At 42.6% G+C, this 17,274-nt stretch carries 7 protein-coding genes; 4 read left to right on the top strand and 3 right to left on the bottom strand.

Going from position 1 to position 17,274, the window contains the following annotated elements:
* Positions 1–7 precede the first annotated feature (7 nt).
* Both DWZ67_RS17100 and DWZ67_RS17095 read left to right on the top strand, forming a co-directional pair.
* Positions 8–1,687, top strand: a complete 1,680-nt coding sequence (locus DWZ67_RS17100) for a RagB/SusD family nutrient uptake outer membrane protein (RefSeq protein WP_016272264.1) — start codon at positions 8–10, stop codon at positions 1,685–1,687.
* A 27-nt stretch (positions 1,688–1,714) separates the two neighbouring features.
* A complete protein-coding gene (locus tag DWZ67_RS17095; protein ID WP_005834226.1) occupies positions 1,715–3,115 on the top strand; it encodes an alkaline phosphatase in 1,401 nt (466 codons plus the stop codon).
* A 111-nt stretch (positions 3,116–3,226) separates the two neighbouring features.
* On the opposite strand, the gene DWZ67_RS17090 is transcribed toward DWZ67_RS17095, so the two are convergent.
* The 3 genes from DWZ67_RS17090 to DWZ67_RS17080 form a co-directional block, all read right to left on the bottom strand.
* Complete coding sequence (locus DWZ67_RS17090; RefSeq protein ID WP_120139391.1) at positions 3,227–5,482, bottom strand: glycoside hydrolase family 3 C-terminal domain-containing protein; 2,256 nt, start codon at positions 5,480–5,482, stop codon at positions 3,227–3,229.
* Between the two features lie 18 nt (positions 5,483–5,500).
* The gene (locus tag DWZ67_RS17085; RefSeq protein ID WP_120139390.1) at positions 5,501–7,111 is read right to left on the bottom strand and encodes a DUF5597 domain-containing protein; all 1,611 of its coding nucleotides are present in this window, start codon (positions 7,109–7,111) and stop codon (positions 5,501–5,503) included.
* Between the two features lie 153 nt (positions 7,112–7,264).
* On the bottom strand, positions 7,265–11,254 hold the full coding sequence (locus DWZ67_RS17080; protein WP_120139389.1) for a two-component regulator propeller domain-containing protein: 3,990 nt from the start codon (positions 11,252–11,254) through the stop codon (positions 7,265–7,267).
* Between the two features lie 261 nt (positions 11,255–11,515).
* Here DWZ67_RS17080 and DWZ67_RS17075 point away from each other — a divergent pair, with 261 nt between their 5' ends.
* Together DWZ67_RS17075 and DWZ67_RS17070 are read left to right on the top strand one after the other, a co-directional pair.
* Complete coding sequence (locus tag DWZ67_RS17075) at positions 11,516–13,891, top strand: alpha-xylosidase (RefSeq protein WP_120139408.1); 2,376 nt, start codon at positions 11,516–11,518, stop codon at positions 13,889–13,891.
* Between the two features lie 203 nt (positions 13,892–14,094).
* Positions 14,095–17,250, top strand: coding sequence for a SusC/RagA family TonB-linked outer membrane protein (locus DWZ67_RS17070; protein WP_243635187.1), 3,156 nt, complete (start codon positions 14,095–14,097; stop codon positions 17,248–17,250).
* Positions 17,251–17,274 lie beyond the last annotated feature (24 nt).

Raw genomic sequence — 17,274 nt, 5'->3', positions numbered from 1 at the left:
TAAGAATATGAGAAAGAACAAAATATTATCTGTTATCGGTGGATTGGCAGCCTTTATATTTACTTCATGTGATGGTATATTTGATGTGGATTATTATACATTTTTGCCCGAAGATTATATATTTACCAATGAATCTACTATTGAGGAGGGGCTATTGGGATGTTACGAATTGCTTTATCCGAATAGTTTCGGAGGAAGTTCGTGGGGGGTACGTCCTCATATGATGCTTGCGAACTTACCTACTTTAGATGTACAAGCTTCCGGATGGGATTTTAATTATTGCAAGTATGAGTGGACTGCTTCCGAGAGCCAGTTTCGTTATTCATGGAAGTGCTCGTATGCTGCTATCAGTCGTATAAACAGTCTGCTTGCGGGAATGGAGAGTGTTAAGGAATCCGTATTTAAGGAAGGGATAAAGGCGAAAAATGAAGTTATTGCTCAAGCCCGTGCCTTGCGTGCGTATAATTATATTTATTTAGGTAAGAACTTTGGACGTGTACCAATGTTGATGACCGGTGAAAACTACTCAACCTCTCCCGCCAAGCCTCGTCCTGAAACAGCTGATGAAATGTGGAAGCTCATTATTGAGGATTTGGAATATGCGACTGGTGTGCTTGATTGGCAACCGTTAAATGGCCAGTATGGGCGTGTAACGAAAGGTATGTGTCTGGCCTATTTAGCTGAGGCTTATATGTATAATAATGATTATGATTCTGCCAAGCAAAGGTTGAAGCAGATTATTGATAGTAAGACTTATGAATTACTTCCTTGTTTTGCTTCAGTTCACGATATGGGAAATTATTGGTCGAAAGAAAGTGTTTGGGAACATTCCTTCTATAAATTCTCTACAATGACCAGTAGTGCGAGTAAACTTACTGATGCCTTGATTCAGATGGGTTACCGTTGTGCTTCTATGGAACATGCAGGTTATGGCTCATTCTGCTTGTCATGGGAGTTTTATAATTCGTTTGAACCGGGTGATAAACGAAAGCAGTATTCGTGTGTTGCATTGGGTGAAACCAATCCTTATACCGGTGAAGCTATAGGGGTTGATCCTGCTTATAATGCAGAGTTTGTAGGGACAGACCATAATCCGAATGTTTATACATTGAAATATTGGCGGGAACAGCATGGAGCCATGAAAAAAGATCATAACTATAATCCTTGTTCACTTACCATGAAACGATATGCAGGTGTATTGTTGGATTACGCAGAGTGCTGTTTCCGTACCAACGATGAGGCAACCGGTTGGGAAATAATCAAGCAGATTCGCAACAGGGCGTGGGGAAATCTGGAAACTGGGATGTCGGGTGAATATGTGTTTGGTTTTGAGGATCTTTCTTATGTAAGAGATGATTATAAACTTAATAAGGTAAAAGTAGAGGTGCCTGATGCTAAGAGCTTCTATACCAGATATAAGGCAGAAAAAGGATATACGGCAGATGTATGGTTAGTGGCTCTGACGATTGAACGCCGTCATGAGTTCAACATTGAATTTGAATTGTGGTATGATTTATGTCGATCGGGAATGGCCGAACAGTTTATCAATTGCGAATATCCGATGAATGAAGGTTGGACGAAACGCGATTTTCCGTTCTATGACTACTACATGCTTTTTCCGATTCCTACGGATGAGATTTTGAATAATGATCTTATTAATGAAGAAGACCAGAATCCCGGATATTAAAAATAATAACCTATAAATTTTTAGTATATGAAACGATTGAGGTGTATTTGCATTTTACTGTTTTTGTTTAGTCTGGCTTATGCTCAGCAAGCAAAATATGTATTCTATTTTATTGGTGATGGAATGGGAGTAAATCAAGTGAATGGTACGGAAATGTATCTTGCGGAGCAGGAAGGCCGTATTGGAGTAAAACCATTGTTGTTTACTGCATTTCCCATTACGGGTTTTGCTACAACATTTTCTGCTTCCAATTCTGTTACTGATTCTTCGGCTGCGGGGACAGCTCTTGCCACCGGAAAAAAAACATATAATGGAGCTATTAGTATGGATAATGAAAGGAATGTCCTTCAAACTGTTGCTGAACAAGCGAAAAGGTCCGGTCGGAAAGTGGGCATAGCAACAAGTGTCAGCGTGGATCATGCAACTCCTGCTGTGTTTTATGCTCATCAACCGGATCGTAACATGTATTACGAAATAGCTCTCGATCTTCCAAAGGCTGGATTCGACTTTTATGCAGGTAGTGGCTTTTTGAAGCCTGCAACTTTTGCCAATGGGAAAGAAGCACCAACAGTTTTTCCTGTCTTTGAGGAGGCTGGATATGCGATAGCCAGAGGTCTGGATGATTTTAAAATAAAAGCTGCACAAGCCGGTAAGATGATTCTTATCCAGAAAGATGGTGCATCGCCTTCCAGTTTACCTTATGCTATCGACCGTAAGGAAGGGGATATGACATTGGCACAAATTACGGAAAGTGCCATCTCTTTCTTGACCAAGGACCGGGATAAAGGTTTCTTTTTAATGGTTGAAGGTGGGAAAATAGATCATGCCTGCCATGGTAATGACGCTGCTACTGCTTTTGAAGAAGTCATTGATATGGATAATGCGGTGAAAGTGGCTTATGAGTTTTACAAGAAACATCCGAAGGAAACTTTGATTGTTGTTACGGCTGACCATGAAACGGGTGGTATGGGTTTAGGGACTATCAAATACGAGTTGTCACTGAAATCTTTGGCTAGTCAGAAGCAATCTCAAGATATCTTGTCGCGTTATATTACAAACTTGCGGAAAGATAAAAACAATAAAGTTTCTTGGGAGGATATACAATCATTATTGGCTGATAAAATGGGCTTCTGGAAGGAACTGCCATTATCTTGGGAGCAAGAAAGGATGTTGCGTGATGAATACGAACTTTCTTTTAGAAGAAGGAAAGCTGTTTTTGAAGAGACCCTTTATGCACGTACTGAACCTCTTGCTGCCGCAGCCAAGAAAGTGATGAACCAGATTGCCATGGTGGGGTGGACGAGTGTAAATCATACAGCTGGATATGTACCGGTTTTTGCTATAGGCATCGGTTCCGAGCTGTTTAAAGGAAAGATGGACAATACGGAAATCCCGAAACGAATAGCGAAAGCTGCTGGATATAAATGACAATAGGTATGGAAAAGGCCATTCTAATTCAAATGATTGGAATGGCCTTATTTTTTAGCTGTTATTTATTGAATAGAAATCAGTCGCAGACTCTCTGCCGGAACCTGAACCCTACTGTGGCTTGTATACATTGATAAGATTGATTTCAGTATTCAGAGGTAAATTCTCAGAGGAACTGCCTACCCTGATGATGGCAGGACCTTCTTCGAAAGTCCAACCATGTTTCTTTTCGTCCCAATGGCACAACTGTTCCAGAGGTATGGAGATAGTAATTTCTTTACTTTCTCCGGCTTTTAGGGCTACTCGCTGGAAACCTTTCAGCTCGTGTGCCGGACGTTCGATGGCAGATTGAGGGCGTGTGATGTAGACTTGTGCTACTTCTTCCGCATTCATTTTTCCTATATTATCTAATGTGAAACTGACGTCCACTTGGCTTTTGTTGATTTTGGCTTGCAACGCTGAATATTGGAAATTTGCATAAGAGAGTCCATGGCCGAATGGATAAAGAGGAGATATATTCTTAGTGGCATACCAGCGATAACCCACAAAGATGTCTTCGGCATAATCAGCTTCGGCTTTTTGCTCTGCACGGAATTTATCTCTGTTTACGAGGTCTACGAATACATCGCGTGGCCTTTCTGGTTGTTGCTGAGGGTAAACCCCTAAATGATAGGCTGGCGAATCTTCCAGTTTTATAGGAAAAGTGAAAGGTAATTTCCCCGAAGGCGAAATTTTCCCGGACAGTACATCTGCTAAGGCATGTCCTCCCTCTGAGCCATTAAACCAAGATACTAAAATACTTGAAGAGTTTTTCTCTATTGTCTGCAAATCAACAGGACCACCAATTACCATTACCGAAACAATGTTTGGATTGGCTTTGGCTATGCTCTGTATTAATTCGTCCTGATGCGATGGTAAAGTGATATTTTTGCGGTCAGAACCTTCTGTTTCCACTTCGCGGTTGTTGCCTCCGACAAAGATGACCAAGTCCGCCTCTTTGGCTAAGGCAATCGCTTCTTGAACCAGCCGTTCGCTTTTTTCTCTGATTTCTTTCTCTGATGAGGCTGTTTCGCTGCTGTTGCGCTTGTGCCGTGAGGAACGTTCCTGCGGCAGGTAACCTTGTGCATACTTGATTTTGACATTGGTTCCCTCATAAGCCTTCTGTAGTCCTTCCAAGGGTGTAATTTCATATAAAGCCTTGACACCGGCACCTACACCGCCCGTAGCCATATGCCGGACTGCATTGTCTCCGATGACGGCTATGTCCTTCACTTTTTCGGTGTTTATGGGCAGCAGTCCGGAGTTTTTGAGCAATACGATGCTTCTGGAAGCTACTTCATAGGCAATCTGCTGCTGGGCAGGCAGGGAAGTCATTTGGGTATTGGCTTCTTCTTTGGGAACAGCCGGGATAGCCAGCCGCACACGAAGCAGGTTCCTTACTTTCTCGTCAATGACTTTTTCCGAGACGACACCGGCTTGTACCGAATCGAGCAATGCCTTACCAAAATATCTGTCGTTGGGCATCTCTACATCAAGACCTCCCAGTGCAGCTTTTGTGGTGGAGTGGGTGCCTCCCCAGTCGGAAATGACGATACCCTTAAATCCCCATTCACCGCGTAGGATTTTATTCAGGAGGCGGTCATTCTCCGAGCACCATTCACCTGACACTTTATTGTAAGCAGCCATTACACCGTAGGCATTGGCTTTCTTCACAGCCGCCTCAAAAGGGGCGAGGTAAATTTCTCTCATGGCACGTTCGGAAACTTTTACGTCTACGAATCCGCGCATGTTTTCTTGGTTGTTCAGTGCATAATGTTTCAGACAGACAGCTTCCTGATGGTCTTGTGCACCTAATGTATAGTTGACAGCCAGTTCACCACTCAGTAGGGGGTCTTCACTTAAATATTCGTAAGTACGTCCTCCGGTTGGGATGCGTTGTATGTTGATGGCCGGCCCTAAGATCATGTCTTTACCCCGGAGTTTAGCTTCGGCAGCCATTCCCTCTCCGTATTTGTATGCCATTTCCGTGCTCCATGTAGCTGCAAGGGCAGAGCCTGTCGGGAAGAAAGTGGCGGAATCGGTGCTTAAATGCAAGGAGTTCCATGAATGCGGTTCCATTTCTTCGCGAATGCCGAAGGGACCGTCGGCATATTCTATGTCAGGTATATTCAGACGTTCGACACCTGCCGATGAAAACATGTTTTTTCCGTGGAGCATGTTTATTTTTTCTTCCAGTGTCATTTCTGCTATGATGTTTGTGATTTCGTCCTCGTGTTGTGTCAGGGGATTGACCTTTTCATTGGTAGGACTACATGCAGAGAAACATCCTCCTATGCAAATTAGTAATGATAATGTTGAGTGTTTCATGGTATGATTTTTTTATTGTTATCTTGTTGTCAATGTAAAATGGAGGATACTGGGGGCATCACCTACTTGCGGTCCTCCCCAGTCTGTCTGGTCACCGTTGAGGATACGGAGCATTTTGAAATCACCGTTCTCATCATAGAATCCTTCTTGTACTTTCAGGTACTGCCAGGCTTTTCCTTGTTTTTTCCCTATTGGTTCGAAAGTGAACCGGCAATTAGTACCGATACCGATGAATTCGTTTTCGCCAAGTTGGATAATCATGGCCTTTCCGTTGGCCGGACGCTTTTCGGCGGCAGCGGTTTGCCCTCCACGGGTGTTGCCGAATTTGATGATGGCTTTCCAACTGCCTAAGCTGACGTACTGTTCTGAATGGTCGGAAGGCTCTATGACAGGGTGTATCCTGTCTTCTGCACTCCATTCAGCCAGCAAGTGTGCCATCGGTTTTAGTATTTCATATTCAGCGGATAAGGGGGATTGCCTTTGCATGTCTGGAGAAAAGTTCCTCCGTTGGTCTACGCCGAATGGGGAAAAGCCGATTCCTTTTGCGATGGTATGATAAAGGAATCTCGGGCTTCCGATGGTTTCGGGAACCATTAATGCGTTATCGGGGCGGGCATATAGTTCGAGCACTTTCAGGACCGCCTTGTTATCACGGAGGTAGATGTCCGGAGCGACGAAGTCGATGTCAGGGGCTGCGGCTTTCCAGATGGATATGACATTGTCCGTTGCACCGCCGCTTTCATAGTGGTCTGCTGTGGGATTCGTCAGAGGATCTCTTAAGGCAACATTGATGTATAGGGGAAGCGGATAAATTTCTTTTCCTGCTTTGGCCACATAATTGATATAACGGGCTACGTGCCATGCATGGAAATATTCGTCTGCCCGTTCGCCAAAGACTTCCTTCCAGCTCCCTTTTGCATTTTTCGGTACATTCAGTTCTTTACAAACAGTGGGTGTCAGAATTTCTTGGGGAATGGAGCCTTCGAATAGTTTTTGGGCTTTCTTCGAATAGTCTCTTACGCTACCCCATGTCCCCGGTTCATTCTCCACTTGTACCATGATGACCGTATGTTGTGTATCTGCTTCCTTCAGATAACCCATGAATCTGGCGAAAGCTTTGGCATCCGCTTTCATCGCTTCTTCACAATGCGGACTGGGAGAGTCTACTTCTTGACCATTTTTGCCGACAACATTGGGATACTTCTTAGAATCTGTTTTCATCCATTCGGGCATGTAGTGATTGCTTCCGTTCTTCCAGGTGGCAAACCAGAGGAAGATAAGTCTCATATTGTTTTGCCGTGCCTGATTTAATACTGACTGCACTTGTGAGAAGTCGAACTTGCCTTCTTGAGGTTCCAGTTGTTCCCAATATACCGGTATTTCTAATGTGTTGGCATGCATTTCTTTCATCACATTCCATACATTGGGCAGCATGTAGGCCCAGTTGGATGAGTTTCCGCATTGTCCTCCCAGAACAAAGAAAGGTTTGTTGTCCACCAAGAGTGTGTAACGTCCGTTTTTCTGTATAAGCTTGGGGATGGATGTGTCTGTTTGTGCTGACAGCCACGTTGTGGTAAGTAGCATGGCGATACAAAAAGCCCATGCCTTGTAATTGGAGATTTGTTTCATGCTTGTTGATTTTGAAAAGGTTATTATTTGGCAAAGATGCTGATTCTTTTCGTGAAACGGCTCTCTCTTTTGTGTCTGATAAGGGAGGATAATGTTTCCCGTTTATTATTTGTTGGCAATAACTGTTTCTGCAAGCATAAACCGGAGTAAAACCTATTCTTCCGGTGTCTCTTCAGCATCTTGTTCCGGATACTGTCCATCTTCTTCTTCGTTGGTTTGTATTTTTCTGCTATGTTGCCTTATGAATTCGGAAGGGCTGATGTTGAACTCATCTTTAAAATGTTTGGAGAACACTTTGGGTGAGTTATAGCCCAATATGTAGGCAATCTCTGAGATTTGCATCTGGCTTTCTGTCAGGAGTTGTTGTGCCCGTTTCATGCGGATGGTCTTGATGAATTCGATGGGTTTCTTTCCCGTTATCTTAATCATCTTCTTGTAGAAGTAGCTGCGTGATATGTTCAGGCTGCTGGCAAGTTCCTCGACGGAAAATTCCGTTTCATTTATATTGTCTTCTACAATGGCGATGGCTTTTTCTATCAATTGCTGGTCAAGGGGGGTAATGGTGATGCGGCTGGGTTCGATCTTTATCTCCTGATTGAAGATTTCTTGCCGTTTTATATTCATTTCAATCATTTTGCAGATGCGGAGTTTTAGCACTTCCATGTTGAATGGTTTGGTAATATAATCGTCGGCACCGGTTTCGAGTCCTTCCAATTGGTGCTCTTCGCTTGCTTTGGCTGTTAAAAGTATTATGGGAATATGAGAATAACGTATGTCTTTTTTAATGTTTGAACACAGTTCCAGCCCATCCATTTCCGGCATCATGACATCGCTGATTATTAAATCTGCATCTTCTTTTTTTAAGATGGATAAGGCTTGTTTTCCATTGCTGGCTTTCAGTATATGATATTGTTTGGAAAGACTTTCAGAGAGAAACTTGAGAAAGTCGTAGTTGTCATCTACAAGCAGAATAGTGGATTGGCGAGATTCTTCTTCTGCCGATTGCATTTTGATTGTATCATCTTCTTCGATTACTTCACTGTTTTGGTGTAACGGGAATGTAATTAAAAAGATAGATCCGCAAGGATGATTGTCTTTGACACTGATTTTGCCATGATGCATTTTTATATATTCGGAGGCAATATGTAACCCAATGCCGCTGCCTCCGCTATTTGCCGGATTTTTGCTTGACTGATAAAATCGCTGGAATATTTTCTCCTTGTTTTCGTCTTCGATGCCGCAGCCGGTATCTGCGAATGTCAGTTCCAGATTTGATTCTTTCACCTCAATATTCATTGAGATACTTCCTTTGTTAGGAGTGAACTTAAAAGCGTTGGTTAGTATATTTGTACAGATTTTGCGCATTTTGTCATAATCAAAATCCATAAAAACAGAGTGTTGCGGGCAAGTGAGAGTATAGTTTATGCTCCTTTTTTGTGCTATCGGGTCAAAAGAGTAGAATATTTCGCTTAGAATGATGAGGATATTGTCATGTTTGCATTTCAGGCTCTCGGCTTTGGCATCCAGTTTTCTGAAGTCCAACAACTGGTTGATGAGTTCCAGCAAGTAGTTGGCGTTCTGCTTTACCATGTCAAGTATGCCTTTTCGGTGTTCGGGATGGTTTTCGAGAAATTCTTCAAGCGGATTAATAATCAGTGATAAAGGGGTGCGTAGTTCATGACTTATATTGGCGAAGAACTGTAGTTTCATGTCATTGATTTTTTGTTGTTTTTCATTTTCTATTTCAACAGTTTGTAGAATCAATTTTTGTTTGTGACGCATGCGCAGGCTTCGAATAACCAGTAAGATTAGGCACATGGCGATACATGTATAAATTGTGTATGCCCACCAAGTGCGCCATAGGGGAGGAAGGATATTGATTTTCAATTCTTTGATGTTTGGACTCCAAATGCCTTGTGAGTTGCATGCTTTTACAGATAATGTATAGTCTCCGGCAGGCAGCATAGACAGATTGACCTTATTGTTGTCTGCGTACACCCAGTCAAAGTTTCTTTGGTTAATTTTATAGGCATATTTTATTTTGTCTGTTTCTGCAAAGTCAAGTGCAGAGAAAGATAAAATGAATGAATTTTCTTTTTCAGTAAAAGAAAGGGTCTGTGTGCATTCAAGTGAACTTTCATTCGATAAGTTGGGATGGTATATTCCTGATTTGAGTTCAATCCCTGTCAGGTAGATGTTTGCGTGGTAGTCTGTTGCTAAAATTTCTTGGGGAATGATTGTCTGATATCCTTTGGGGGTACCTATTAAGATATTGCCATTGTCCAACTTGAGTATAGCATGTATATTGGTGTCATTGCATATTAATCCGTCTTTTATGGTATAATTCACAATGTAATATTTTCCATTTACTATTTGGACTCGTGAAATACCGTTTCCCGTACCGATCCACATTTGTTTGTTGTTGTCTTCTATAATAGCTTTGACGAAGTTGGTGGCAAGCCCACTCTTCTGGTCAAGAAAAAGGATGGAATCGTTCTTCTGGTCCCAGACACTTATTCCATGTGAATGGCCTATCCAAAGAAGGTTGCGGCTGTCTTTGTAGACAGTAAGGATATTCTTTTCGCTGAAGTGGTTGTCTTCATCGAAAAGGCTATAGGTTTGGTTTTCTGTATCAATGATGATCAATCCTCCGTTGGAAGCTACATAAAGATATTTGTCGCTGTCATAGTACATATCTCGGATGAAAAACTCTCCGGGGCGATACAGAACTGTGTCGAACTCTTCGGTTTCGGGGTTCAGCCTTTGAACGTAACCTCTCATTGTCCCTATCCATATATAACCATATTTGTCGACTTTTACTGTATATACGTTGTTTTCGAGCAAGTGGCTGTTGCTTACTGTATACTGTTTGATTTTCCCTTTTGAGTAGCACAAGAGTCCTTTCTGATAAGTTCCGATCCACAAACGGTCTTTGGAGTCTATGGATAAATCAACCACAATATTGGCAGGGGTTGGTATTTTTTCATATAAGTCACTTGCCAATGATTGGCGGATTAAACCTGTACCATCCGTACCGTAATATATAAATTCCTGATCGGTGTCTTTACAGAAGGTCAGGATGTCATTGTACTCTGGAGACTTGTTGCACAGTATGATTTGAGACATCGGACTGTAATAGGATATGCCGTGTTTAAAGTTGCCTATATATACAATTCCATCTTTGTCTTGATAGATTGTACTAAGGTTGTTACTGGCAATGGTATGCTGCTTTAGAGGGGTATGGGTCAGGTTGGTAATTGATTTGTTCAAGGTATTGTATATGAATAGGCCCTTGTGGCTGGTAAGTATCCATACGTTTCCATTGCCTATGTCCAGGATGCGTTGTATCCGGTTATATTGCATGTCCTGGCCATTGTTTAACTTTATTTCTTCCCATTGCCGGGTGAAGCTGTTTTTGTGCAATAGCAGGCTGTTCTGGTATGTATATAACCATATATTCTCGTTCCGGTCGGTATAAATATGAGGCTCGTGGTTTTTCAATAAAGGTATGAATGTTGTAGGGATGGCGATTTCTTTGGTTTCAGAGGTCTGCTTGTCTATACTGTATAATGCGCCGTCGGAGTACATTATATAGATGGACTGTACTGCAATAGATATGTTTGAGATTTTTTCAGTTTGTAGGGGAAAAACCTTGATGGGGTTCTTGTCTTCATTTTGTAAATAGAGCTTGCTACGGTTGTAGGCCCAGAATTCATTTCTGGGAGTCATGCCTATTCTTTGAATGTTTTTGCTTGGTATATGTTTCTTTTCAAGTACGGACTTGTAATCGTTGCTGATTTTCCCTGTTTTATAGTCATAAATGCTGTATTCGTTGGCTGTTTTAATCCATATGTTGCCTTGCGGCCCTTCAAAAACTTCAAAGATGGCATCATCGGATAGTCCTGAATTACTTTGATAATATTGATGGAATGAGTAACCGTCGTATTTGTTGAGCCCTGATTCAGTTCCTATCCACAAAAAGCCTCTACTGTCCCTGAAGATGCTTCGGACACTATTGTTGGAGAGTCCTTCTGATATGGAAAGTTGTTTAAACATCATGGTTAGTGTTTTCTCGTTCGTATTTCCTGAAGTGGTGAGTATAACACACAAGATATAAATGGCGGTTGTGAATAGGCGCTTCATGTATTTCTTAATTTTAAATTAGGAAGGTTAACAATATCATAATTCAAAATTAAAAATAATATTCTGATTAGGCAAGACTATTTTTGTGTATATATTGAGGATTATGTCATTTGTTTGTTGAAAAATAATGTATTGTTTGTTTCCAAAGGTGCCGAAATGTGCATTGTGAAACAAAATTGGGTATTAAAAGACATTTTTATAACCTATGTTTCGCTTTGGAAAGGAATATATTTGGCAGCAAAATCACTTAATTCTAATATTATGATAAAGAAAATTTTAACGGTGGCGATGCTTGTGTGCACTTGCAGTAGTTCATTGGCACAGCCGCATGTCAATGATGGTACTTCGTATTTGATGAATCAGGCTTTGGATATGAGTACGGACTTCCTTGATTTAAGTAATACTTTATTCTTTGCAGACCATCTGGAATCATTCGACGTTAAGTCGGGTGAAGGACTGGTGAATTGGAAACGGGGGCATTTAATGCCACGTCAGGCTTTCAATACCAACGGTGCGCAACCCCGTAAAATGAGAATGCTCGATTTTCCTTTTACTGCTTATGAGAATGACCCGAACTTAAAATTTAAGATTGACTTTGTAACTCCGCGTACAGTACGTATTCGTATGCTTACTACTCCAGTGGAACCTAAGGTAAGTACATCCATTATGCTGGCGAAGGAACCGGGTAAAGATGAAAGTTGGAAGGTAACCGAAACGGAAAATACCATTGTCTATGCCGGTAATTATGGAACTGTACAAATAAACAAGAATCCTTGGAGGGTTGTATTGAAAGATAAGACAGGACGTATATTAAGTCAAACCGTTACTTTGCGTGATGCTGATTCTACGCAAGTGAAGTATACCCCTTTCAGTTTCATTAAAAGGGGAAGCGACAATGCTCGTCGTATCAATCCCGTGTTTACTCTGACTGCAGATGAGATGATTTTTGGCTGTGGCGAGTCTGCTACAGGGTTGAACAAAGTGGGGCAGAAAGTAAATCTGTTTGTTACAGACCCACAAGGTCCGGAAACAGACCAGATGTACAAGCCCATTCCTTTCTTTATGAGCAATCGGGGATATGGTATGTTCATGCATACTTCCGCACCTGTCACTTGTGATTTCGGTGCTACTTATATCGGGCTGAACAAAATGTTTATGGGCGACGAAAACTTGGATTTGTTTGTATTCTTCGGTGAGCCGAAAGACATCTTGGATGAGTACACTGATTTGGTAGGAAAACCGGGTATGCCTCCATTGTGGTCTTTTGGTACATGGATGAGCCGTATCACCTATTTCAGTGAAAAAGAAGGTTATGATGTGGCTGCTAATATCCGCAAGAATAAGTATCCGTGCGATGTTATTCATTTTGATACTGGTTGGTTTGATGTAGACTGGCAATGCGATTATAAGTTTTCTGAAAACCGTTTCCAGAATCCCCAGCAGATGCTGAAGGACCTGAAGTCGCAAGGGTTCCATGTTTGCTTGTGGCAGTTGCCCTATTTTACTCCCAAGAACCGTTATTTCCCTGAACTGATAAAGAAGGACATGTATGTAAAGAATGGTAATGGGGAACTTCCTTATGAGGATGTGGTGCTCGATTTCTCCAATCCGGAGACTGTAAACTGGTATCAGAACAAGTTAGCCGGACTCTTGAATATCGGTGTCAGTGCCATCAAGGTTGACTTTGGCGAAGCTGCTCCTCTGAACGGTATTTATGCCTCTGGCAAGAGTGGTTGGTATGAGCATAACCTCTATCCGGTGCGCTATGACATGGCAGTATCCGAGATAACCAAAAAACTCCATAACGAGAACATTATGTGGGCTCGTGCTGCGTGGGCCGGTTCACAACGCTATCCGTTGCATTGGGGCGGTGATGCTGCTACGACGAATACGGGTATGCTGGGTACACTCCGTGCCGGTTTGTCCTTCGGTTTGTCGGGTTTCTCTTTCTGGAGCCATGATATGGGAGGGTTTGTAAAATCTACTCCCGAAGATTTGTATTGCCGTTGGTTGCCGTTCGGTTTTCTGACTTCTCATACTCGTGCACACGGTGCACCTCCGACAGAGCCGTGGTTGTACGACAGCAAGCGTGTACAGGATGTTTTCCGCAAAAGTGCAGAGATGAAATATCGGCTGATGCCTTATGTTTATGCCCAAGCTAAGGAATGTACCGAGAAAGGTTTGCCGATGTTAAGAGCCTTGTTCGTGGAATTCCCTGATGACCCTGGAGCATGGAAGGTGGACGATGAATATCTCTTCGGTTCGCAGATTTTGGTCGCTCCTTTGCTCGAATCAGGTATAACCGGTCGCACCGTTTACCTTCCCGAAGGAAAGTGGATAGACTATCAGACAGAGAAAGTGTATGAAGGCGGATGGCATAAGATTGAAGCAGGCAGCTTGCCGATAATCATGCTGGTGCGTGACGGTTCGGTGATTCCTCATCTGAAGTTGGCGCAGTCCACCTCTGAAATGGATTGGAGCAAGATGAACCTGAAAGTGTACAGTGCCGATAAGAAACAGGCAGAGGGCTTGATATGCCTGCCTACAGACAACCGCATTCAGGTAGTGAAAGTGGATTGCAGGAAGGCGAAACCGCAGTTGCTGAACCAAGTTGAAGGGACTTCCCTGAACTTTTGAATTTGATCTTTAAAAACCTATATTTAATTCACCCCTTGTCGGTATGGAAGAGAAAGGGATATAGTTACCGATATCTGTGCCATTACTATGGCACGGCAGTGCCTCTGTGTTGGCACAAAATTGTGTCGCGTGTCTTTTCCCTCGATATGCTATGACTGGGGTATTTGTTAAACCTAAGTATTTAATATTTTATGAGAAATGTGATGAAGTATTTGGGTATCGTGTCAGTATCGCTGGCATGTGCCGGACCTCTCTTTGCAATGGGTGTACAGCCGTTTGCAGGTGTCTCTGTAGTACAGCAGAATGTTGTCACAGTAAAAGGACAGGTCGTAGACGAGAAAGGCGAACCTGTTATTGGTGCTAATGTCATTGTGGAAGGTACGACCAATGGTATGATTACGGATTTGGATGGTAACTTCTCTTTACAATGTCCTGTAGGCTCTACATTGAAAGCTAGTTATATCGGTTATTTGACGCGGACCGTCAAGGTAAGTGGGGCGATGAATGCATTGAAGATTGTTTTAAAAGAAGATGCCGAAACATTGGAAGAAGTTGTGGTGGTAGGATACGGTACGATGAAGAAATCCGACCTGACCGGTTCCATTACTTCTGTAAATGCAGAGGAGATGATGAAACGTAATCCGGTGAATCTGGGACAAGGTTTGCAAGGTGCTGCTGCCGGTGTTTCCGTCATTCGCTCTTCCGGTGCGCCCGATGGAGGATTCAGCATTCGTATTCGTGGTGTAGCCACCGTAAATGGTAGTTCCGATCCGCTTTATGTAGTGGATGGAGTGCAAGTCGGTACTTCCATTGATTTTCTTAATCCTAACGATGTGGAAAGTATTGAAATCCTAAAAGATGCTTCTGCTACGGCTATTTACGGAACACGTGGTGCCAATGGTGTTATTATGATTACCACAAAAAGTGGAAGCAAGGGTAAGGCAAAAGTGGATTTCTCCGCCAACTATTCTCTTCAGTTCAACAGTAACAAGATAGATGTGGCCGATGCGGACCTCTTTGCTAAGGCAGTGCGTGAGTCTTGTCGTAATGGTTCGGTTATGACCAATCTGGCTTTTGGTGAAGAGTACATTGGCAAACTGAATAACATTGATTGGCAGGATGAAATGTCGCGTACGGCATTGCAGCAGAACTATAATCTCTCCGCTTCGGGAGGTACAGAAGCTACACAAGCCAATCTTTCGGTGGGATATCTGAATAATGAAGGTGTTGTCATTGAATCTTATTTCAAACGTCTGACAGCTCGTGCCAATATCACCCATAAAGTGAAAGATTTCATTCATGTGGGATTGAACTTGAACTATACACATGCCCAGCATCATTTTAGTGGCAATATGCGTAGTTATGCACAAGCTATTCCTACGATGGATTATGTGGAAAATGGAACTTTTTATTCTATGCCTATTGTTTTGCCCGACGGTTCATGGGGACATTATAAACAAGAGTCTGATGGTGATATCAACAAGGGAGCCGATAACTTGGTGGCTGCAGCTAAGACCAGAACCGACCAGATTTCCAAATGGGACCGTTTGGTGGCCAGTGCATTCTTGCAGTTGGATATTGCGAAGGGATTGACCTTTAAAGCTATCGGTAGCTACAATTATTCTACATCAGGTTATGATGGGTATACTCCCTATAATCCCCGTACATTCGGTTCGAAAGACCGTAAAGATAGTTACTCTATCAACCAGAATCAGAATTCGGAGATTGCTTTAGAATCGTTTGTGAACTATGATTGGTCGAATGATCATCATCGTGTCAGTGCCATGGCAGGTTTCTCTGTTAGCGATACGGACGGTGTTTGGTTGAATACCAGCGCCAGTGATTTCCCGGCTGATAATATCCGCCAGATTTCTTTGACAAACGATCCCTCTTCCAAAACTACGAATGGCGGGCGTGATTTGAAAACCCGTTATCAATCTTATTTTGGACGTTTGACCTACAGTTTGAATGACCGTTATATATTGACTGCTACAGTACGTCGTGATGGCTCTTCTAATTTTGGATCGGGTAACCGGTACGGTACTTTCCCTTCCGCTTCTTTGGCATGGCGTTTGTCAGAGGAGAATTTCATCAAGAATCTGAATCTTTTCAGTAATCTGAAGATACGTGCCGGTTGGGGACAGACGGGTAATGCAGGAAGTGCGACCAGTCTTTCTGTTCCTCAGCTCTCTTCCTTGAACTGTATGTATTATATGATGATTGGAGGCAGTATGACTAATGGAGCTGGTATCGCACAGCAAAAGGAAATTGATACAAACCTGAAGTGGGAAACTAACGAACAAACCAATATCGGTCTGGATATGGCCTTTATGAACAACGAGCTTTCATTCTCGGTTGACTACTTTATCCGTAACTCGAAAGATCTGCTTATTTATCGTCAGATCCGTCCTTCTACCGGTTTTACTACTGTGTATACCAATGCCGGACATATCCGTAACAAAGGTTTTGAGATTAGTGCTGCATGGAATAAGAGCTTCGGTGATTGGAATGTAGGAGTGCGTGTTAATGGTTCTACCTTGAAAAATGAGGCGGTAGAGGTCGGTGATCCTATTTTTTACAAAAACAACAGTTCTGGTGGTACGCAGGATGGCGATGACTGGGATAACCATTCCATCACACAGAACGGTTATGCCGTAGGTTCTTATTATGGCTGGAAAGTAGCCAGCATTTTCCAGAACCAGCAGGAAATTGATGCCTTGAACGCCCAGTCGCCTACAGGCAAGTATCAGGATGGTGACACTGCTCCGGGTGACTTCAAGTATATTGACCTTAATGGTGACGGCCAGATTACAGACGAAGACCGTACTGTTATCGGTAATGGTTTCCCCACTCTTTCTTACGGTTTGAACCTTACTGCCTCCTATAAGAATTTCGACTTTTCGATGAATATGTATGGGGTAGCTGGTATGGATATCTATTCTTATAGTGCTGCCCGTCTGACTTCTATGTATGGTCCTGATGGTGGCTACCAGAACGTTCTGGCAGAATATGTGAAGAATGCCTGGACTCTTGAGAATCCCAATGGTAAATATCCGCGTATCACCAAAGGCGACCACAATAAGAACCACCGTGCCAGTGACGCCTTCATTAAGAAAGGTGATTATTTGAAGATCTCGAACATTCAGGTTGGTTATACTTTCCCGAAGAATTTGATAAAGCATGCGAAGATGGAGAATGCCCGCGTATTTGTCAGTGCAGATAATATATTGACGCTTTCTTCCTATAATAAATGGGGTGATCCGGAAGTCGGGTCAAACAGAGTGTTGTTGACAGGATTCGATGGCGGACGGTATCCGTTCCCGTTATCTATTTCTTTCGGTGCGAGTGTACAATTCTAAATACTTAACAGATAAACAGATATC

This window comes from Bacteroides sp. AF34-31BH, assembly GCF_003602795.1.
Taxonomy (GTDB): Bacteria; Bacteroidota; Bacteroidia; order Bacteroidales; family Bacteroidaceae; genus Bacteroides; species Bacteroides uniformis.
Note: the sequence above shows the minus strand (reverse complement) of the source record. Positions and strands in the feature narration are given on the sequence as shown.